Genomic DNA, 19,117 nt, shown 5'->3' with positions numbered 1-19,117 from the left:
ACCGTCAGCTGCGCGTCACGACCCACCCGTCCCCCGTGCCGCGCGCGACGTGCAGCGTCGCGGCCCCGGGGGTCAGGACCCGGTTCGAGATCGAGAGGTCCTCGCTGCACACGTCGGCCTGGGCCAGGCGCAGCGTCGCGGTGTGCGCGACCTCGTTGTTGTTGACGAACACGAGGTAGCCCGTGCCGACGTCGACCGTGTTGGGGAAGTCCCCGGTGACCGGCCCGGCGTCGCTCCCTGCGGCCTCGGCGACCTCGGTCACGTCGTCGCCGGGGCAGACGATCACGGCCTTCTGCCAGTCGAAGTGCGTCGTGCTGATGAGGTCGAGCTCCCCGTCGGCGCGGCCTGCGGCCTGCACGCCCGTGAGCACGGTGTCGTCGAGGTCCTGCGCGGGCTCGGACCCGCAGCCTGTCAGGAGAAGCCCGACGGCGGCGCACACGGTCAGGGCGGGGAGGGGAACCTTGGGCACGTGTCCAGTATGCGCTCACCGAGAGCACCCGCGGGCGGGCTGTCGTGATAGGACGGTGCAGTGACCACCGACTCCGCGAACGCCCCGCACCAGCCGGGCACCACCCCCTTCCACGACCTCGACCAGTACGTCGCGATCCCCCGCACGGGCGGCCTCGTGATGTCCCCGGACGGCCGCCGGCTCGTGACGAGCGTGTCGACGCTCGACGCGAAGCGCACGGCGTACGTCTCGGCGCTGTGGGAGGTCGACCCGACCGGCGAGGCCCCGGCCCGCCGCCTGACCCGGAGCACCAAGGGCGAGTCCGGCGCCGCCTTCACGGCCGAGGGCGACCTGCTCTTCACGTCGGCCCGCCCCGACAGCGACGCCTCGGCGTCGACCGAAGGCGACCCGACCTCTGCCCTGTGGCTCCTGCCCGCCGCCGGTGGGGAGGCGCGCATCGTCGCCTCGGCACCGGCCGGTGTCTCGGCCCCGCTCGTCGCGCGCAGCGCGCCCGTCCTCTCGCTCGCCGTCGACGTCCTGCCCAGCGCGCGCGACCTGGTCCACGACGCCGAGCTGCGCAAGGCCCGCAAGGACAAGAAGGTCGCCGCGATCCTCCACACGGGGTACCCCGTGCGGTACTGGGACCACGACCTGGGGCCGTCCGAGCCGCACCGGTTCGTCGCCGACCTCTCGCACCTGACCGACGAGCCGGCGCGTCCGCTCCCGGCGCCTGCCGACACCGACGCGGAGGACGCCGTCCCCGAGCTCCCCGCAGGGCGCGTCGAGCTGCGCGACGTGACCTCCGCCGTCGGGCCTGCGCTGCGCGAGCACTCGGCCGACCTGTCCGCCGACGGCACCACGCTCGTCACCTCCTGGTCCGTCCCCGGACCGGGGGCGTCCGCGCGCTCGATCCTCGTCGCGGTCGACACCGCGACCGGCGAGCGTCGCACGCTCGTCGACGAGCCCGGGGCCGAGGCGTCCTCGCCCGTCGTCTCGCCCGACGGAGCCTGGGTCGTGTTCGTCCGCGAGACCATCACGACCCCGCAGGCCGCGCCCGAGCACAGCCTCGCGGTCGTCCCGCTGCGTGCGGGCGACGGGTCCGACGGCGACCCGAGCGACGGAGCCAACCACGGCCTGCGCTCGCTCGCCGCGAGCTGGGACCGCTGGCCCACCTCGGCCGCGTGGCTGCCCGACGGCTCGGGCCTGCTCGTCACGGCCGACGACGACGGCCGCGGCCCGGTCTTCCACGTCGCCTTCACCCCCGACGGGACGGGCGACGACGGCACCGTGACCCGTCTGACCGCGGACGACGCGATGTTCACCGACGTCCGCATCGCGCCCGACGCCTCGGCCGCCTACGCCCAGCGCGTGAGCTACCTCGAGCCCTCGCACCCCGTGCGGATCGAGCTCGCGGGCTTCCTCGCGGCCCCCGCGCACGAGCGCACGCCCGTCGCGGCGACCCCGCTGCGCGGCCCGGTCGCGAGCCCCGACCTGCCCGGGGCGCTGACCGAGATCGAGACCGCCGCGTCGGACGACGTCCGCGTGCGCGGCTGGCTCGCGCTGCCGCACGGTGCGAGCGCCGAGAACCCCGCGCCGCTGCTGCTGTGGATCCACGGCGGACCGCTCGGCTCGTGGAACGCGTGGAGCTGGCGCTGGAACCCGTGGATCCTCGTGGCCCAGGGGTACGCGGTCCTCCTCCCGGACCCGGCGCTGTCCACGGGCTACGGCCAGGACTTCGTGCAGCGCGGCTGGGGCTCGTGGGGCGCGGCCCCGTACACCGACCTGCTCGCGATCACCGACGCGGCCGAGGCGCTGCCCGAGGTCGACGAGACCCGCACGGCCGCGATGGGCGGTTCGTTCGGCGGGTACATGGCGAACTGGGTCGCGGGCCACACGGACCGGTTCAAGGCGATCGTCACGCACGCGAGCCTGTGGGCGCTGGACCAGTTCGGCCCGACGACGGACGCGGGCTACTACTGGCAGCGCGAGATGACGCCCGAGATGGCGGCAGAGCACTCCCCGCACCGGTTCGTGGCGGACATCGTGACGCCCATGCTCGTGATCCACGGCGACAAGGACTACCGCGTCCCGATCGGCGAGGGGCTGCGCCTCTGGTACGAGCTGCTGTCGGCGTCGGGCCTGCCCGCGGCGGCGGACGGGACCACCGACCACCGCTTCCTGTACTTCCCCGACGAGAACCACTGGGTGCTCCAGCCGCAGCACTCGATCGTCTGGTACCAGGTGGTGCAGGCGTTCCTCGCGGAGCGCGTGCTGGGCGAGGCCCCGGGCGAGGGAGCCGCGGAGCTCCCGACGACGCTGGGCTGACCGCGGTCCGACCCGGCGCGGGGAGGGCGTGGCGGTTCCGCCCGTGAGGTGAGAGGTGCGGTGCCCGTGCGGGGAGACGCGAGGTAGAACGTGGTGCGCGAGGTAGTGCGTACCGCGTTCTACCTCGCGTACTGCGTTCTACCTCGGCGGGCGCTCGCCCGGGCGGAACGCGCCGACGGACGATCGTTCGACGGCGGCACGTGCGGGACGTGGGCTGCCCGGCCGCTAGTGCGACATGCGCCGGTGCGGCGGAAGATGCCGGTCGTGCGCGGCGCGGACCAGCTCGACGATCATGTAGACGATGATCGCGGCGACCAGCACGATCCCGAACAGCAGGAACCAGTTCGCGGGCCCCGACCCCGTGGGGACGTAGATCGCAGCATCGACGCTGCTGGCGAGCATGAGACCGGACATGTCGACTCCTCCCTGACCGGGAGCTCCGGGGCGGAACCCCTTCCTCCCAGGATGCACCCGGACGCAGGGGTCGCACCCGGTGAGATCGAGATCCGGTGGGTCACTGCCCTGACGTGATGGTCCACGCGCGGGGCTCTGCCGAGAACGAGGTTGTGGTCGTGATGGGCTCCATCACGACCACAACCTCGTTCTGGGCTGGCGGCTGGCGGCTGGCGGCTGGCGGCTGGCGGCCGGCGGCTGGCGTGCTCGCGGCCAGCGGCTCGCGGCGACCGCCCGGCTACCGGTCGGCGCCGAGGGCACGCCCTCGGGTCAGTCGTCGAGCGAGATCTCGCCGCGGGCGACCGCACCGAGCCAGCCGAGGCTGGGCTTGGGCGTGCGCTCGAAGGTCTCCGGGTCCCAGGCGACGAGCCCGAAGGTCGGCGCGAACGAGCCCCACTCGTAGTTGTCGAGCAGCGACCAGTGGAGGTAGCCGATCAGGGGCAGACCGGCCTCGACCTCGGCACGCAGCGCACGCAGCGCGCCGCGCGTGTAGTCGATCCGGCGGGCGTCGTCGGCGGTCGCGATGCCGTTCTCCGACACGAGGACGGGGAGCCCGGTGATCTCGTGGCCCAGGCGGGCCGCCTCGGCGATGGCGGGCGGGTAGTACTCCCAGCCCGTGAGCGTCTTCTCGGCGTCGTCGGGCGCGGGGAGCGGTCCGTCGACCGTGATGCGGGTGCGGGTGTAGGCCTGGACGCCGATGAAGTCGTCGCCGCGGGCGGCCTCGAGGAAGACGGTCTCGCGCGGGTACGCGTACTCCCGCAGGACCTCCTCGGCACCGGGGTCCGCGAAGAACTGCTGCGGGGCCACGGGCCAGCCCACGGGGACCCCGACGGTGCGCACGAGCTCGACCGCGCGGCGGTGGGCCGCGATGAGGTGCTGGGTCGCGACGGGGTCGGGCGCGTGCATGGTGCCCGCCTGGAGCTGCTCCTCGCCCTTGGCGGCCGTGATCATCATGGCGAGGATGTTGGGCTCGTTGATGGTGAAGACGTGCGAGGCGGCGTCGAGCAGCGGCAGCACGCGCTCCACGTAGCGGGAGAAGCGCTCGACCGACCGCGGGTCTGTCCACCCGCCGTCCTCGGCGAACCACCGGGGCGAGGTGAAGTGGTGCAGCGTGATCAGCGGCGTCACGCCGTGGTCGAGGCAGCACTGCACGACGCGGCGGTAGTGGTCGAGCTCCGCGAGCGAGAACATGCCCTCGGCGGGCTCGATGCGTGCCCACTCGATCGAGAACCGGTAGGACGTGAGGCCGGACTCGGCCAGCAACCGGATGTCGTCGGCGTAGCGGTGGTAGCTGTCCGCGGCGTCGCGCGACGGCTCGGCGAGCGTCGAGCCGGGCGCGACCTCGCGCGCCCACCAGTCGCTGTTCACGTTGTTGCCCTCGATCTGGTGGGCTGCCGTCGCGGCGCCCCAGACGAAGGGGTCGGGGAAGGTGAGAGGCATGGGGTATCTCCTACTTGATGCCGGTCATGGCGATGCCCTGCACGAAGTAGCGCTGCAGGAAGAGGAAGAGGATCAGGATCGGGGTCACGACGAGCACCGAGCCGGCCATGAGCAGGCCGTAGTAGGTGCCGTTGGAGCCGACCGAGTAGAGCGAGAGCGCCACCGGAAGGGTGTACATGTTCTCGGTCTGCGCGACGACGAGCGGCCACAGGAAGTTGTTCCACGAACCGAGGAACGTGAGGATGCTCAGCGTCGCGAGCGGCGGCCCGCACTGGGGGAGGACGATCCGGAAGAAGATGCGGAACTCGCCCGCGCCATCGATCCGCGCGGCCTCGATGAGCGCGTCGGGGATCCCGAGGATGAACTGCCGCATGAGGAAGACCCCGAGCGGACCTGCGAGGAAGGGCAGGATGAGCGCCGGGTAGGTGTTGACGAGCCCCATGTTCGAGACGAGGACGAACATCGGAACGAGCGTGACGACGCCCGGGACCATGAGGGTCAGCATCACGAGGGCGAACAGCACCTTCTTGCCCGGGAACCGCATCTTGGCCAGCGCGTACCCGACCATCGAGCAGAAGATGATGTTGCCGAGCACGACCGCGACGGCGACGACGATCGAGTTCATGAAGAACTGGCCGTAGTTGAGCTGGGACAGCCACTTCTCGTAGTTCTCGAGGGTCGGGCTCTCCGGCCACCAGGTGATGGGGCGCTGCAGGAGCTCGCCCTGCGTCTTGAAGCTGCCGAGCAGCATCCAGATGAACGGCATGAGCGTCAGCAGGAGCCCGACGACGAGCGCGGTGTACGTGGCGCCGCGCGACCAGCGGATCGGGCGGCGGGGGCGACGCACCAGGGTGCTCGTGCCCGACGGCGCGGGGGTCGCCCGCGAGGACGTGGGGGGCATGTCAATCCTCCTTCGACCGCAGCAGGCGGAACTGGACCGCGGCGAGGGCGGCGATCAGCGCGAAGAGCACATAGGCCGCCGCGGACGCGAACGCGTAGTTGCCGTAGCCGAACTGGTTGTAGACGTAGTAGCTGATGGTCAGCGTGGAGTTGACCGGGCCGCCCTTGGTCATGACGAACGGCTCCTCGAACACCTGGAGGAACCCGACGGACAGCAGGACCGCGCCGAGCAGCAGCGTCGGGCGCATGAGCGGCACCGTCATGGAGCGGAACCGGCGCCACGAGCCGGCGCCGTCGACCTCGGCCGCCTCGTACACGTCGCGCGGGATCGCCTGCAGGCCCGCGAGGAAGATGATCATGAGCGTGCCCATGTTGCGCCACGCGGCCATGACGATGATCGAGGGCATGGCCCAGGTGCTGTCGTTCAGCCAGTCGGGACCGTTGATGCCGACCCAGCCCAGCACGGTGTTGACGAGGCCGGAGTCCTGGAGGATGAACCGCCAGACGACCGCGACGGCGACGATCGACGTCACGACGGGGGTGTAGAACCCGACCCGGAAGACGCTGCGGAACTTCTCGATGCCCGAGTTGAGGGCGACGGCGAGCGCGAGCCCCAGCGCCATCGTCAGGGGGATCCCGACGACGACGAAGAAGAAGGTGTTGACGAGCGCCTTGCGGAACAGCTCGTCCTGGAAGACCTGCGCGAAGTTGTCGAGGCCGACGAAGTTCACCGCGAAGGGGGTCTTGATGTCACGGATCGTGAGATCCGAGAACGACATGCCGAACGATGCGAGCAGCGGTCCCAGCATGAAGACCGAGAAGACCGCGACGAACGGCAGCGCGAACAGCCAGGCGACGACGGCTTGGCGTCGCCGGTGGACGGCGCCGACTGAGCGCCGACGCCGTCCCTCGGTGGTCGTTGTCATGACGGTTCGTTACCAGCCGAGCCCGAGCGCGTCGGCCTTGGCCTGGATCGTCTTGGCAGCGTCCTCGGCCGTGACCTGACCGTTGGCGACCTTCTCGGCCTCGGTCTCGATCGTGGCGGAGAGCTCGTCCCAGCTGGGCACGGTCGGCGGGGCGATCGTGTTCTTGAGCTGCTCCTGGAGGACCTGGGTGCGGGGGTTGGCCGTCAGGGCCTCGTCGTCCCAGGCGCTGTTGACGGCCGGGAGGTCGTTGGTCGCGGCGTACCACTCCTGCTGCGTCTCGGGCTCCGCGAGCCAGCGGACGAGCTTCCAGGCGCCGTCGGCGTTCTTGGCCTCGTTGAAGACGCCGAGGTGCGCACCACCGATGTAGGAGTCGTTGTTCGCGGTCCCCGCGGGGACGGGCACGGTCGCGACGTTCTGCTCGACCCAGTCCTCGCCCTGCATGTCGGCGAGGACGTTGACCATCCAGGGGCCGGAGATGAAGGCCGGGTCGGAGCCGTCGACGAACGCGCTGTTCTGCGTGTCGCCGTAGCCGGCGAGCGGGGACAGGCCCTCGGTGAAGAACGAGGCGTAGTAGTCGAGCGCGTCGACCATCGCCTGGTTGTCGAGGTCGTAGGCGTCACCGGCCTCGTTGAAGATCGATCCGCCCGCCTGCGAGTAGAAGGGGAGGATGACCTGCGTGGAGTCCTCCGCGTCCCCCATCGGGAGCTGGAGGCCGTAGGCCGAACCGTTCGCCTTCATGGCCTGCGCGAAGGCGGTGAGCTCCTCCCAGGTCGTGGGGGCGGCCACGCCGGCTGCCTCGGCGAGGTCCGAGCGGTAGTACATGACGCGGGTCTCGACGTACCACGGCACGCCGTACTCGACGCCGTCCGCCACGGTCGAGGCCGCGGCTCCCTCGACGAAGTCGTCGCTGTCGACGAGCCCGTCGGGGACGGGGGCGAGGCCCCCGGTGGAGACCATGGTCGGCATGAACGACGTGCCGATCATGATCGCGTCAGGCACCGTGCCGGCGGCGACCGCCGTCTGGAACTTGGTCATGACGTCGGCCCACGGGATCGTGGTGACCTGGACCTTCGCGTCGGGGTTCTCCTCCGTGAAGCCCTTGACGAAGTCAGGGAGCTTCTCGCCCTCTTCGCCCATGGCCCAGACGGTGATGTCGCCGGTGGCGGGCGAGTCGTCCACGGTCGTCGTGGTCGCGCCGCCGGTCTGGCGATCGGCCGACCCTTCGTCCGCGCGCCCACAGGCGGTCAGTGCCAGGAGTCCGACGATGCCGACGGCGACCGCCTTGCGTCCGAGCTTCATGAGCAATCCTCCTCATCGAGTGTTCGGCTCGATCTCTGAGCCGATGCGAAACTACCATAGCGTGCGCTCGGTTAGTCTTTTCACCAGGGGTGTCCGGAGCCGTACCGTGGATACCGACAAATCCTGACGAAGGAGACGGTGATGACCCAGAGCGGGCCCGGTACGCGAGCTGCCGACACGGCAGCGACCCCGAAGACCCCCAAGACCCCGGACCAGGGCAAGCGCCCTGACGGACGGCTCGTGCGCGGTGAGCAGCGTCGGCGCGAGATCCTGCGGACCGCGGTCGAGGTGTTCGGTGAGCAGGGCTTCCGCGGCAGCTCGTTGCGAGAGATCGCCGCGAGGGTGGGGATCTCCGAGGCAGGGCTCCTGCACCACTTCGGGAGCAAGGCGGGTCTCCTGACGGCGACCATCGAGGAGCGCGACCGGCGTGACCTCGAGCGCCGGACCCGGGCGGAGACCGACGGGGCCTCCCTGCTGGCCACCATCCGGGACCAGGTCCGTCGCAACGCCGAGACGCCGGGGCTCGTGGGGCTGCACGTCGTCGTCGCCGCCGAGGCCACGGAACCGAACCACCCCGCGCACGACGTCGTCCGGGATCGCTACCGGGCGCTGCGCCACCAGGACGACACCCGCTTCCGGGACGCGATCGACCGCGGCGAGCTGCGCCCCGAGGTCGATCCGCAGGCGATCGGTCAGCTCTTCTCCGCGGTCATGGACGGGCTGCAGCTCCAGTGGCTGCTGGACCCGGAGAACGTCGACATGGTCGCGCTGTTCGACCACTTCGTCGCGCTGCTGCAGCCGGTCCGGGACGCCGAGACCACCACCGACGAACACACCACAGAGCAGGAGTCCACGTGACCAGCACCGCCATGACCGCCGCCCCCGCGGGCGCGACCCTCACCTCGGGCGAGATGACCGTCGAGCTCACGGCCGGCGGGGACGTGCGCGCCGTCCGGACCGGCGGGCTGCTCGTCAACCAGTACCTCCCGGGCGAGCACGACCGCATGCCGGGCGGCGTGGTCCTGCGTGCGACCCACGCGGACGGGACGGTCGAGATCGCGCAGCTCACCGGTTCCGCGCCCGCCGTGACAGGCGTCGAGACCGCCGCCGACCGCGTCGTGTGGTCCGGCGAGGCGCTCGGGCTGACGTCGCGGGTCTCGCTCACGGTGGACCGCCGGACCCTCGTGTGGCGCGTCGACCTCGGGGCCGGGGGCGGCGCCCGCGTGGACGCGGTCTACGACGTCGTGCACGTCCAGGACCTCGCCCTCGCGCCGCCCGCTGCCGCGCTCTCGAGCGAGGCGTACGTCTGCCAGTACCTGCTGCACCGTGCGCTCGAGCACCCCACCGCCGGGACCGTGCTCGTGAGCCGGCAGACCATGTCCGCGCAGCCGAGGCTGCCGCTCGCGGTCACGTTCCTCGTCGAGGGAGCAGCGGCCCACCTCACCGACTCGTTGCAGGTCTTCACCCCGCGGGCGCGGCGCGACGGCGTGCCGCACGGGCTGCTCGGGCCCGTCACCTCGGGCGTGCTGCAGTACGAGTACGCGATGCAGACGCTCGTGTCGCGACCCCTCGACCTCTCGGCGGGAGCGGTCCAGGTGCACGCCGTGACCGTGGTCGACGTCGACGCGCGCGGACCGCTCGACGCGCACGTCGACCAGGTGGCGGGCTGGTCCGCCGCGGCCGTCGCCGTCGCCGCGGACGAGCGCACCGCGGAACCCCTGCCCACGACGGGCTCGGTGCTGCGCGACGCTCCGCTCCTGGCCGGGGACGAGCTCGACGAGGCCGGGCTGGTCGCCGCGCTCGGGCTGACGTCCGACGAGGTCCTGCTGCCCGAGCGCGACGCCGACGGCGCGCTGCTCTCCTTCTTCACCCCGGGCGGGTCCCACGTCGTCGACGGACGCAAGGAGGTCGTCACCGAGCGGTCGCACGGCCACGTCCTCAAGGCCGGTGACGCCGTCCTGCCCACCGACGAGGTGCTGTCGGTCACCGCGTTCGCGCCCGGTGTCTTCGCCTCGCACGTCGTCCTCGGCAACACGACCGCCAACAGGCTCGCCACGGTCCACCGCCACCATCTCAACCTGCTGCGCAGCAGCGGGCTGCGGGTCCTCGTCGACGACGGCCGAGGCCCTCGGATGCTCGGCGTGCCCTCGGCTCTCGTGCTCGACGTCGGCGGCGTCCGCTGGCTGTACGAGACCCCGCTCGGCCGCGTCGACGTGCGGACCGTCGCCCATCATCGACAGGACCGCGTCGACGTGAGCGTGCGCTGCGAGCGCGCCCTGGGCGTGACGGCGACCCTCGAGCTCGACGACGAGGCCGGTGGCTGGGTGGCCGAGCACACGTCCGAGACCTCGCTCGTCGTCCGTCCCGTCCCGGGCGCCGACGTCGCGACGCACTACCCCGACCTGCGCTACGCCGTCTCGTCGAGCGCCCCCGTCGTGCTCGAGGGGGCCACGGCGCACCGGGTCAACAGCTCGTCCGGGTCCGGCGCCCTGACCCTCGCGATCGCGGGTTCGCTGCACGGCGACGCGGAGGCGCTCGCCCTGGTCGCGCCCGAGCACGACCCGCTCGCCGACCTCGACGCGACGCTCGCGGGTCATCTCGAGACGGTGCGCGGGCTCGTTCGCGGGCTGCGCTTCCAGCCGCACCCGGACCTCGCGACGCAGGAGCTCGACCTCCTCGTGCCGTGGTACGCGCACGACGCCCTGATCCACTTCCTCGTGCCGCACGGGCTCGAGCAGTACTCGGGCGCAGCCTGGGGGACCAGGGACGTCTGCCAGGGGCCGTTCGAGCTGGCGCTCGCCGGTGGCCGCACCGACATCGCCCGGCAGATCGTCCTGCGGGTGCTCGCGCACCAACACACGTGGGGCGGGTTCCCGCAGTGGTTCATGTTCGACGCCTACGCCGAGCGGTACAACGACTCCTCGCACGGCGACGTCGTCGTGTGGCCGCTCTTCGCTCTTGCCCAATACCTGGAGGCGAGCGGTGACCTCGAGATCCTCGACGAGGTCGTCCCCTTCTGGGACCACGCCCACCGGCGCCCGGCCTCGGAGGGTCCGGACGCCCGCGCCACGGTCGCCGACCACGTCGTGAGGATCCTCGACCACCTCGAGACGGACCTGCTGCCCGGCACCTCGCTGCCCGCCTACGGCGAGGGCGACTGGGACGACACCCTGCAGCCGGCGGACTCGCGGATGCGCACCAACCTCGCCTCGACCTGGACGTCCGCGCTGCTCGTGCAGGCCTCGCTCCTCCTGGCCCGCACCACGGCGGGGCGGGACGACGTCCTGTCCGCACGGGCCGCGACGCTCGCCGCCTCGGTGCGCGGTGACCTGCGCGAGCGCGCGCTCGTCGACGGCGTCATGGCCGGGTACGTGCGGCACGACGAGCTCGGCGACGAGCTCGTCATCCACCCCCGGGACACGAGCACGGGGATGCGGTACCGCCTCATCCCGATGACCCAGTCGATCCTCGCGGGCATCCTCACGCCGGAGGAGGCCGAGGAGCACGAGCGCCTCGTCGTCGAGCACCTGCTCTTCCCCGACGGCGTGCGGCTCATGGACCATCCTGCGGCGTTCGACGAGGGGATCCCTCACACGTTCCTGCGGGCCGAGCAGGCCGCGAACGTCGGGCGCGAGGTCGGCCTCATGTACGTGCACGCGCACATCCGCTACGTCGAGGCGCTCGCCGCGCTGGGCCGTGGACGGGCTCTCGACGAGCTGCTCCGCATCAGCCCGTTCGACCTCGGCGCCCGCATCGCCCATGCCGTGCCCCGGCAGCGCAACGCGTACTTCTCGTCGAGCGACGCGGACTTCCCCGACCGGGCGAGCTTCGCCCGCGACTTCGAGAAGCTGCGCGACGGGTCCGTGGGCGTGCGCGGCGGGTGGCGGGTCTACTCGAGCGGTCCGGGGATCTACCTGCGCCAGCTCGTCCAGGGCGTGATCGGCCTCACCGAGCAGTCGGGTGCGCTCGTCGTCGACCCCGTCCTGCCGACGACGGCCGACGGGCTGACCGTCGACCTCGAGGTCGGAGGCCGGTCGCGTCGCGTCGTCTTCCGGGTCCGGCAGACGGTCGCCCAGGTGGCGGTCCGTGCGGGGTCGGGGCCCGACGACCTCGAGGTCGTGCCCGCTGCGCCGCGCGCCGGCGACTACCGGGTCCGCGGCGTCGTCGTCGCGCCCGGGGGCCTGGGCGACGCGACGTATGTCGAGGTCGAGGTGCCCGCCGGGTCGTAGCCGCACCGGGCCGCGTCGCTGTCCGCGACGAATCACGGGTCGGGGTCGTCCTGGGTTCCAGGACGACCCCGACCTCGTTCTCGGCGGCTCGGCGGCCCAGCCCTGGACCCGGGCGACCCGACGCTACGCCCGCGCCGCCCGGACGATCTCCGCCGCGAGGTCGGCCGGGCGCGAGAACATGGGCCAGTGCCCGGTCGGCAGGTCGACGTACGTGACGTCGAGCTCGCCGAGCTCGGTGTGCAGGGGAGGCCCCGGGTGCGCCATCTGCCGCAGGACCTCCGACGGCAGGCTCGTGCAGATGACGGTCGCCGGGACGTCGAGCCTCGCCGGGTCGCTCACCCGCACCCGGCCCCCGGCCACGCCAGCGGGGTGGGGGACCGCCCGGGCGCGGAACCGGGCGAGCCCGGCCTCGTCGATCCCGTCGAGGCTCGATCCGGCGGCCTCGAGGTCCTCCCACGAGGGCAGCGGGAGCTCGACCGTCCCGGCGGGGAGGTCGGGGGCCAGCGAGGCCCCGTCGACGAGCGGGCCCGTGTCGACGTGGACCGTCCGGCGGATGCGTGCGGGGTCCCGGTCGACGACCTCGTGGATCACGGGCCCGCCGCCGCTGTGCCCCACGAGCACGACGTCGCCCTCGAGCGGCGCGACCACGTCGCGCACGGCCTGGACGTGGTCCTCCCGGGCGAGGCCGCTGCGGTCGGTCGTGACGTCGTCGAGCCCGGGGAGGGTGACGGCGTGCGGTGCGAGGCCCGCGGCCTCCAGGTGGGGGACGACGTCGTCCCACGCCCACGCCCCGAGCCAGAAGCCCGGGACGAGGACGACGTGGACCTGCTGGTCGCTGCTGCTGTGCTGCGCTGAAGTGGTCATGGACCCACCTTCGCCCGGCCCTGGTGACACCTGTCTGTCACCATTGTTCGAGGGGTTCTGCGACCGCTTCGTCGACGGCCCCGGACCGACGGAGGCGACATGAACAAGACCGAGCGGCTCTACGCGATGGCCGAGGAGCTGCGTCGCGCGGGACGCACAGGGACCACGGGCGCCCGGCTGGCCCGCCTCTTCGAGGTCAGCGAGCGCACGGTCAAGCGTGACGTCTCGGCACTCCAGCAGGCCGGGCTGCCCGTGTGGGCACAGGCGGGCCCGGGCGGCGGGTACGTGCTCGACCCGTCCGCGTCGCTGCCTCCCGTGAACTTCTCGCCCCAGCAGGCCGTCGCGGTCGCGGTCGCGCTCGCCGCGCTCCCGCCCGGGAGCCCGTTCGCGGTCGACGCCGCCGCGGCGCAGGGCAAGGTCTGGGACGCGCTGGGGCCCGAGGCGCGCGAGCGTGCGTCGGCGCTCGCGGCGAGGGTGTGGATCGACAGGGGAGGTGCCGACGTCGGCCGCAGCGACGCGCCGGGTGGACCGGTCGTGCCCGACGGCGCAGCGGGCCCGGGGGCGGACGTCGCCTCGCGCAGTCCCGGTCTGCCCGACGGCGCCGCTCGCCCGGGGGCGGACGTCGCCGCAGGTGGGGTCGTCCCGCGCGCCCACGCCCACCTGCAGGTCCTGCGGGCGGTCGAGCAGTCGCTCGCCCGGTCGGTCGTGCTCGCCCTCCGCTACCGCGACGGGCGCGGCAACGAGTCGGCCCGGAGGGTCGAGCCCGTGATCCTGGCCCACACCGAGGACGCCTGGTACCTCGTCGCGTGGTGCAGCTCCCGGGACGCCATCCGCTGGTTCCGGCTCGACCGCGTCGAGCGCGCGGACCTCACGGGCGAGACGTACGTGCCGCGGCCCGTCGCGGAGGTGGGGACCCCGCCGTCGGGCGCCGTGCCTGTCGCCTGAGCGGTCCGCGACTCGCGGGGCCACGCCGAGAACGACCTTGCGCCGGGTCGAGAACGGGGTTGCGGCCGTTCAGAGGCTCAGAACGACCGTAACCTCGTTCTCGGCACCGAAGGGGCGATGATGGCCCTGTCCACCACGCGCCGCACCGACGCCGCACGTCCGACCAGAGGCGCCCCGTCCGTGAGCATCGACCGCACCCGCGCCTTCTTCGACGCCCAGGCCCCCGACCTCACGGTCCTCGACACGGGACGGAACACCGCGACGGTCCAGATGGCGGCCGACACGCTGGGTGTCGAGCCGGGGCAGATCGCCAAGACGCTCGCGCTGCGCGACGGCGAGCGCAGCTTCCTGCTCGTGACGCGCGGGGACGCCCGGGTCGACAACGTGAAGTTCAAGGCCGCGTTCGGGGCCAAGCCGCGCATGCTCGACGCCGAGAGCACCACGGCTCTGACGGGACAGCCGATCGGGGGAGTCGGGCCGTTCGGCCACCTGGAGCCGGTGACGGTGTACTGCGACGTGTCCTTGCAGGGCTTCGAGACGGTCTACCCGGCGGCGGGGAGCCCGACGAGCGCGTTCGCGATCACGCCCGACCGGCTCGCGGAGCTGGCCGGCGCGGAGTGGGTCGACGTCAGCCGGTGACCCCTTGGCCCATGTCGATCGTCGCCGACGCCCTGCGGGAGTCGTGCGGCGCTCAGGCCGCCATGGCGCAGGTCAGCACCGAGGAGATCGCCGAGGCCTCGAGCCAGCGGCGGACCAGACGGGCGTCCGCGGCACGGCGCAGCGGGCTGCGCAGGCTCAGGTGGGCCGAGGCCCGGTGCTCGACCAGGGCCGCGCGGTCGTGGTCGAGGGCCCAGAGGATGGCGCAACGGATCTCGTCGGTCGTGGGCCGGAAGGCGTGGTCGAGGTGCATGGTCCCGTTCACGTGGTGAGGCCGCGGGTGCGCGGCGGCGAAAAGTGTGTACACCTCTCAAGAGGGGTGAACCGTGACTTCATGACGCGAGATCTGCCGCGAGTTTTGCGAGCATCTGCGCGCGGCGCGGCAGATCCCTCGTCCGCGCCGCCGGAAGGCGACGCGCGCGTGTCGGTGGGCTGTGCCAGCCTCGTCGCATGGACAGGGACGAGGCACGGGAGATCAAGCTGCAGCTGGCGGACTTCGCGCGAGATCTCGCGGAGCGCGCGGGCACGGACGCGACGGCCAGCGCTGCGGGCGCGCCCGGTGAGGACTCGGTGGCCGCGCGGGCCGTGCGGGCTCCCACGCTCGCGCTCGGCCTCGCCCCCCGTGAGGGCGGCGGGTACGGCATCGCGGTGCGCTACCGGCTCGGGGTCCCGGCGGCCCGGAGCATCGCGCGCCGCGTCGCGTCGGAGGCCGGGCCGGTCGTGGACGTGCGCCGGACGGGACGGATCCGGCCCCTCGTGCGGTCGGGCGGCACGGGGCCGCGCCCGCCCGTCGTGACCGCGCAGGCAGCAGGGGAGACGGGGCGCGTGCGCCCCCTGCGTCCCGGCGTCTCGATCGCGCACGTCGACGTCACCGCGGGCACGCTCGGCGCGTTCGTCCTGGTCGGGGACGTGCTGCACGCCCTGTCCAACTTCCACGTGCTCGCAGGCTCGCCGCGCGCGAAGGTGGGCGACGCCGTCGTGCAGCCGGGGCCCGCCGACGGCGGACGCGCGCCCGCCGACCAGGTCGGGACGCTCGCCGCGACCGTGCCGCTCGCGCCCGGGCGGACCGCGACCGTCGACGCCGCGATCGCGCTGCTCGACGACCCGGACGTGGACCTCGACTACCCCGTGGGGCGCATCACGACGACGGCCGTCGCGCTGGGCGGAGAGGTGGTCGGCAAGATCGGCCGGACGACCGCGGTCACCGCGGGTCGCGTCACGGCGATCGAGCTCGACGACGTCGTGGTCGGCTACGGCGAAGGGCTCGGGGCGCTCCGCTTCGACGACCAGATCGAGGTCGAGGGCACGGGCTCCGGGCCGTTCTCTCGCGGCGGCGACTCGGGGTCGCTCGTGTACCGCGAGGACGGCGTCGCCCTGGGCCTGCTCTTTGCCGGCTCGGAGACCGGGGGAGAGAATGGGACCGGGCTGACGTACGTCAACCCGATCGACACCGTCCTCGCCGCGCTCGACGCCCGGCTCGCCGTCTGACGCGGGCCCGCGTCCCGCGCCGGACGGTGGGAGGGCGGTGCACCGTGGCGAGCCTCGAGCAGGCCCGTGAAGCGAAGACCGCGCTCAAGCACGCCCTCGCGGGCCACGACGGCGTCACGGGCATCGGCCTGACGCGCGGGCCCGCCGACCCGGGGGGTGCTGCCGACGCGGCTGGCGTGAGGGACGGCGGCGCGGCCGCGCAGGCCGAGGACGCCCAGCCTGCGCAGGACGCGGAGCAGCCCGACGACACCTGGTGCCTCCAGGTCAACGTGGTCGACACCGAGGCGCAGGACCGGCTGCCCGCGGAGATCGACGGGGTCGCGGTGGTGGTGCGCGTGACGGGTCAGGTCGGCGCGGGCTGACGGCGACCCGTCAGCCGGGAAGCTCGAGGATCAGCTCCGTGATCGTGGCGTCGCGCGCCGGCGCGAACGAGTCCTCGCTGCCCACGCGCACGAACCCGTTGCGCTCCAGGACCCGGAGCGAGCCGAGGTTGTCCTCGGCGACCCGCGCCTGGAGCGGGCGTGCGGGCACCTCCGCGAGAAGGGCTGCCAGCGCCGCGGAGGCCACCCCGCGGCCCCACCAGTCCCGCTGGATCCAGTAGGTGACCTCGGTGTCACCCTCGATCGGGAAGACGGCCGCACTGCCCACGACCAGGCCGTCGACCTCCACGACCCTGCTGACGATCGCGGTGTCGGCGAGGATCCTGCGGAACTTCGCCAGGTAGGCGTCGCGGTCACCGGCGGTCGCGTCCGTGAAGGCCGCCAGGTGCTGAGCGCGGGCGTCGAGCTGGATCTCGAACAGCGTCGGGAGGTCGTCCTCCCGCAGCGTCCGGAGCGAGACCTTGCGTGCCGGGTCGTCGGCCATCACGCCTCCACGGGGGATCGGGGACGGCGAGGCTAGCACCCGCGGGCCGGGCGGGCGCGCGGACTGGGGCAGAATTCTCGGGTGAGCTCCACGACCCCCCACGCCCGCCTGCCCCGCATCCGCGCCTCCGAGCTCGTCGGGCGTGGCTGGCTCAACACGGGCGGCCGCGACGTCACGCTCGCGGACCTGCGCGGCCGGGTCGTCGTCCTCGACTTCTGGACGTTCTGCTGCGTCAACTGCCTGCACGTCCTCGACGAGCTGCGCGAGCTCGAGGAGGCGCGCCGCGACGACCTCGTCATCATCGGCGTCCACTCCCCGAAGTTCGAGCACGAGGCAGACCCGGTCGCGCTCGCTGCCGCGGTCGAGCGCTACGAGGTGCGTCACCCCGTCCTCGACGACCCCGAGCTCGTCACCTGGTCCGCGTACACCGCGCGCGCCTGGCCGACGCTCGTCGTGATCGACCCCGAGGGCTACGTCGTCGCGCAGATGGCGGGCGAGGGGCACGCGTCGGCGCTCGCCGCGCTCGTCGACGAGCTCGTGGAGGAGCACCGCGCCAAGGGCACGCTGCGGTCCCTCGCCGCGGGGAGCGACGACGTCTACGTGCCGCCCGCCCCGACGTCGGGCACGCTGCGCTTCCCCGCCAAGGCGATCGCGCTCCCGGGAGGCAACCTCCTGGTCGCGGACGCGGGTCACCACTCGCTCGCCGAGCTCCTGCCCGACGGCGAGACGCTCGTCCGGCGCATCGGGTCCGGCGAGCGCGGGCTCGTCGACGGAGAGCCGGACGTGGCGCGGTTCAGCGAGCCCAACGGGCTGTGCCTGGTCCCGGCCGAGCTGCGTGCCCACCTCGACTACGACGTCCTGGTCGCCGACACCGTGAACCACGCGCTGCGCGGGGTGCGGCTCGCGGACGGCCACGTGGCGACGGTCGCGGGGAACGGGCAGCAGTACATGGTCGGTGGTGTCGAGAACGTCGCCACCACCGCCCCCGAGCTCCCCGGTGAGCGTCGCCTGGGCCCGTTCGACCCCGAGCTCACCTACGACCCGCTGGGCGTGAGGTTGTCGTCGCCGTGGGACGTCGCTTGGGTCCCGGGTCTCGGGTTCGTCGTCGCGATGGCCGGGAACCACACCTTGTGGGCGGTCGACGACTGGAAGCTGGGGCTGCTGGCCGGGACCATGAACGAAGGCCTGGAGGACGGCCCGGCCGCCGGGGCGTGGTTCGCACAGCCCTCCGGGCTCGCGCTCGGTCTCGACGGTCGGCTCTGGGTCGCGGACTCCGAGACGTCAGCGCTGCGGTGGGTCGACGGGTTCGGGGAGTCGCCCGGCCTCTCGGCGCTCGGCGACGGTCTCGAGGTGCACACGGCGCTCGGGCAGGGGCTGTTCGACTTCGGTCACCGCGACGGCGCGGCCGACCAGGCCCTGCTCCAGCACCCGCTCGGGGTCGCCGTGCTGCCCGACGGGAGCGTCGCCGTCGCCGACACCTACAACGGGGCGATCCGCCGCTACGTCCCACCGGCCGCCTCCGGCACGGGCGCAGGTCCCGGCACGGACGCGGGCCAGGTGACGACCCTGGCGACGGGCCTCGCGGAGCCGAGCGACGTCGTCGTGCTCGTGGACGGCGAGCCATGGGTGCCGGGTACGCCCGCCGCGGCGGGGGCGCGCATCGACCTTCTCGTCGTGGAGTCGGCGGCGCACCGCATCACGCGCGTCGCGCTCCCGGCGACGCTGGCAGGCGAGCTGCTCGACGGCGGGGCGCACCGCACCCAGCGTCCCGTGACCGACGTCGTGGCCGGGGAGCTGCGCCTCGACGTGCCGTTCTCGCCCGCGCCCGGGCAGAAGCTCGACGACCGGTACGGTCCCTCGACGCGCCTGACCGTGAGCGCGACGCCGCCCGAGCTGCTGCTCGACGGAGCGGGGACGGGGGCCGACCTCGTCCGCGCACTGCTCGTCAACCCCGAGGTGGCCGAGGGCGTGCTGCACGTGACCGCGCAGGCCGCGTCGTGCGACGTCGTGCCACTGCTGGCCGACGGGACGCCCGACCCCGACGTGTTCCCCGCGTGCCACCTGGCGCAGCAGGACTGGGGGGTGCCGGTGCGGGTCGTGCAGGCGCCGGACGAGTTGTCAGAAGTGGGCCGGCGTATGCCCCGGGCCACTTCTGACGACGGATCCACGGAAGGACCGTCGGGGCACGTGCTGACACTGCCGCTGCGGGGCTGACCCGACGTCCGGGCTGCCCCGCCCCGAGCTGGCGCCCGAGCTGCCCCCGGACGCGGCAGGACGAG

The 19,117-nt window shown here is 73.1% G+C and carries 17 protein-coding genes; 8 read left to right on the top strand and 9 right to left on the bottom strand.

Annotation, left to right across the window (positions count from 1 at the left end; translation table 11 throughout):
* Positions 1-4: 4 nt before the first annotated feature.
* On the bottom strand, positions 5-469 hold the full coding sequence (locus OERS_RS05075; protein ID WP_056644628.1) for a hypothetical protein: 465 nt from the start codon (positions 467-469) through the stop codon (positions 5-7).
* Between the two features lie 159 nt (positions 470-628).
* On the opposite strand from OERS_RS05075, the gene OERS_RS05070 reads away from it, so the two are divergent.
* Positions 629-2,773 carry a S9 family peptidase gene (locus tag OERS_RS05070; RefSeq protein WP_083201237.1) on the top strand — a complete coding sequence of 715 codons (2,145 nt, stop codon included), beginning with the start codon at positions 629-631 and terminating at the stop codon, positions 2,771-2,773.
* Between the two features lie 225 nt (positions 2,774-2,998).
* On the opposite strand, the gene OERS_RS05065 is transcribed toward OERS_RS05070, so the two are convergent.
* The 5 genes from OERS_RS05065 to OERS_RS05045 form a co-directional block, all read right to left on the bottom strand.
* Positions 2,999-3,187 (bottom strand): hypothetical protein, encoded by a 189-nt coding sequence (locus tag OERS_RS05065; RefSeq protein ID WP_056644639.1) that lies wholly within the window; start codon positions 3,185-3,187, stop codon positions 2,999-3,001.
* A 309-nt stretch (positions 3,188-3,496) separates the two neighbouring features.
* On the bottom strand, positions 3,497-4,666 hold the full coding sequence (locus OERS_RS05060) for a glycoside hydrolase family 1 protein (protein ID WP_056644642.1): 1,170 nt from the start codon (positions 4,664-4,666) through the stop codon (positions 3,497-3,499).
* A 10-nt stretch (positions 4,667-4,676) separates the two neighbouring features.
* Complete coding sequence (locus OERS_RS05055) at positions 4,677-5,567, bottom strand: carbohydrate ABC transporter permease (protein ID WP_068624954.1); 891 nt, start codon at positions 5,565-5,567, stop codon at positions 4,677-4,679.
* A gap of 1 nt (position 5,568) precedes the next feature.
* Positions 5,569-6,492, bottom strand: a complete 924-nt coding sequence (locus tag OERS_RS05050; RefSeq protein WP_068624952.1) for a carbohydrate ABC transporter permease — start codon at positions 6,490-6,492, stop codon at positions 5,569-5,571.
* Positions 6,493-6,501: 9 nt separating this feature from the next.
* The gene (locus OERS_RS05045) at positions 6,502-7,791 is read right to left on the bottom strand and encodes an extracellular solute-binding protein (protein ID WP_068624950.1); all 1,290 of its coding nucleotides are present in this window, start codon (positions 7,789-7,791) and stop codon (positions 6,502-6,504) included.
* Between the two features lie 141 nt (positions 7,792-7,932).
* Between OERS_RS05045 and OERS_RS05040 the strand changes: the two genes are divergently transcribed.
* Together OERS_RS05040 and OERS_RS05035 are read left to right on the top strand one after the other, a co-directional pair.
* Positions 7,933-8,649 (top strand): TetR/AcrR family transcriptional regulator, encoded by a 717-nt coding sequence (locus OERS_RS05040; RefSeq protein ID WP_082849274.1) that lies wholly within the window; start codon positions 7,933-7,935, stop codon positions 8,647-8,649.
* The gene (locus OERS_RS05035) at positions 8,646-12,020 is read left to right on the top strand and encodes a GH36-type glycosyl hydrolase domain-containing protein (RefSeq protein WP_068624948.1); all 3,375 of its coding nucleotides are present in this window, start codon (positions 8,646-8,648) and stop codon (positions 12,018-12,020) included. Before OERS_RS05040 ends, OERS_RS05035 begins: the two co-directional genes overlap by 4 nt.
* Before the next feature lie 123 nt (positions 12,021-12,143).
* Here OERS_RS05035 and OERS_RS05030 read toward each other — a convergent pair whose 3' ends face one another.
* Positions 12,144-12,884, bottom strand: a complete 741-nt coding sequence (locus OERS_RS05030; protein ID WP_068624946.1) for an alpha/beta fold hydrolase — start codon at positions 12,882-12,884, stop codon at positions 12,144-12,146.
* A gap of 99 nt (positions 12,885-12,983) precedes the next feature.
* Here OERS_RS05030 and OERS_RS05025 point away from each other — a divergent pair, with 99 nt between their 5' ends.
* Both OERS_RS05025 and OERS_RS05020 read left to right on the top strand, forming a co-directional pair.
* Positions 12,984-13,829: a helix-turn-helix transcriptional regulator gene (locus tag OERS_RS05025; RefSeq protein ID WP_068624943.1), complete on the top strand. Its 846-nt coding sequence runs from the start codon at positions 12,984-12,986 to the stop codon at positions 13,827-13,829.
* A 180-nt stretch (positions 13,830-14,009) separates the two neighbouring features.
* The gene (locus OERS_RS05020; protein WP_056761448.1) at positions 14,010-14,468 is read left to right on the top strand and encodes a YbaK/EbsC family protein; all 459 of its coding nucleotides are present in this window, start codon (positions 14,010-14,012) and stop codon (positions 14,466-14,468) included.
* 52 nt (positions 14,469-14,520) lie between these two features.
* Here OERS_RS05020 and OERS_RS05015 read toward each other — a convergent pair whose 3' ends face one another.
* Positions 14,521-14,739, bottom strand: a complete 219-nt coding sequence (locus tag OERS_RS05015; protein WP_068624941.1) for a hypothetical protein — start codon at positions 14,737-14,739, stop codon at positions 14,521-14,523.
* 197 nt (positions 14,740-14,936) lie between these two features.
* Here OERS_RS05015 and OERS_RS05010 point away from each other — a divergent pair, with 197 nt between their 5' ends.
* Both OERS_RS05010 and OERS_RS05005 read left to right on the top strand, forming a co-directional pair.
* On the top strand, positions 14,937-15,974 hold the full coding sequence (locus OERS_RS05010) for a chymotrypsin family serine protease (protein WP_068624940.1): 1,038 nt from the start codon (positions 14,937-14,939) through the stop codon (positions 15,972-15,974).
* A 44-nt stretch (positions 15,975-16,018) separates the two neighbouring features.
* Positions 16,019-16,336, top strand: coding sequence for a hypothetical protein (locus OERS_RS05005; protein ID WP_068624937.1), 318 nt, complete (start codon positions 16,019-16,021; stop codon positions 16,334-16,336).
* Between the two features lie 10 nt (positions 16,337-16,346).
* Here the strand turns inward: OERS_RS05005 and OERS_RS05000 are convergent, their stop codons facing one another.
* Positions 16,347-16,838 carry a GNAT family N-acetyltransferase gene (locus OERS_RS05000; protein ID WP_068624936.1) on the bottom strand — a complete coding sequence of 164 codons (492 nt, stop codon included), beginning with the start codon at positions 16,836-16,838 and terminating at the stop codon, positions 16,347-16,349.
* 81 nt (positions 16,839-16,919) lie between these two features.
* On the opposite strand from OERS_RS05000, the gene OERS_RS04995 reads away from it, so the two are divergent.
* Positions 16,920-19,052 carry an NHL domain-containing thioredoxin family protein gene (locus OERS_RS04995; RefSeq protein ID WP_083201228.1) on the top strand — a complete coding sequence of 711 codons (2,133 nt, stop codon included), beginning with the start codon at positions 16,920-16,922 and terminating at the stop codon, positions 19,050-19,052.
* Positions 19,053-19,117 lie beyond the last annotated feature (65 nt).

The organism is Oerskovia enterophila (assembly GCF_001692445.1).
GTDB lineage: Bacteria > Actinomycetota > Actinomycetes > Actinomycetales > Cellulomonadaceae > Oerskovia > Oerskovia enterophila.
Note: the sequence above shows the minus strand (reverse complement) of the source record. Positions and strands in the feature narration are given on the sequence as shown.

Excerpts from the sequence above, each read along its gene's own strand:
- OERS_RS05070 (WP_083201237.1), top strand. The coding sequence starts at position 629 with ATGTCCCCGGACGGCCGCCGGCTCGTGACGAGCGTGTCGACGCTCGAC.
- OERS_RS05065 (WP_056644639.1), bottom strand. The coding sequence starts at position 3,187 with ATGTCCGGTCTCATGCTCGCCAGCAGCGTCGATGCTGCGATCTACGTC.
- OERS_RS05060 (WP_056644642.1), bottom strand. The coding sequence starts at position 4,666 with ATGCCTCTCACCTTCCCCGACCCCTTCGTCTGGGGCGCCGCGACGGCA.
- OERS_RS05055 (WP_068624954.1), bottom strand. The coding sequence starts at position 5,567 with ATGCCCCCCACGTCCTCGCGGGCGACCCCCGCGCCGTCGGGCACGAGC.
- OERS_RS05050 (WP_068624952.1), bottom strand. The coding sequence starts at position 6,492 with ATGACAACGACCACCGAGGGACGGCGTCGGCGCTCAGTCGGCGCCGTC.
- OERS_RS05045 (WP_068624950.1), bottom strand. The coding sequence starts at position 7,791 with ATGAAGCTCGGACGCAAGGCGGTCGCCGTCGGCATCGTCGGACTCCTG.
- OERS_RS05040 (WP_082849274.1), top strand. The coding sequence starts at position 7,933 with ATGACCCAGAGCGGGCCCGGTACGCGAGCTGCCGACACGGCAGCGACC.
- OERS_RS05030 (WP_068624946.1), bottom strand. The coding sequence starts at position 12,884 with ATGACCACTTCAGCGCAGCACAGCAGCAGCGACCAGCAGGTCCACGTC.
- OERS_RS05025 (WP_068624943.1), top strand. The coding sequence starts at position 12,984 with ATGAACAAGACCGAGCGGCTCTACGCGATGGCCGAGGAGCTGCGTCGC.
- OERS_RS05015 (WP_068624941.1), bottom strand. The coding sequence starts at position 14,739 with ATGCACCTCGACCACGCCTTCCGGCCCACGACCGACGAGATCCGTTGC.
- OERS_RS05010 (WP_068624940.1), top strand. The coding sequence starts at position 14,937 with ATGGACAGGGACGAGGCACGGGAGATCAAGCTGCAGCTGGCGGACTTC.
- OERS_RS05000 (WP_068624936.1), bottom strand. The coding sequence starts at position 16,838 with ATGGCCGACGACCCGGCACGCAAGGTCTCGCTCCGGACGCTGCGGGAG.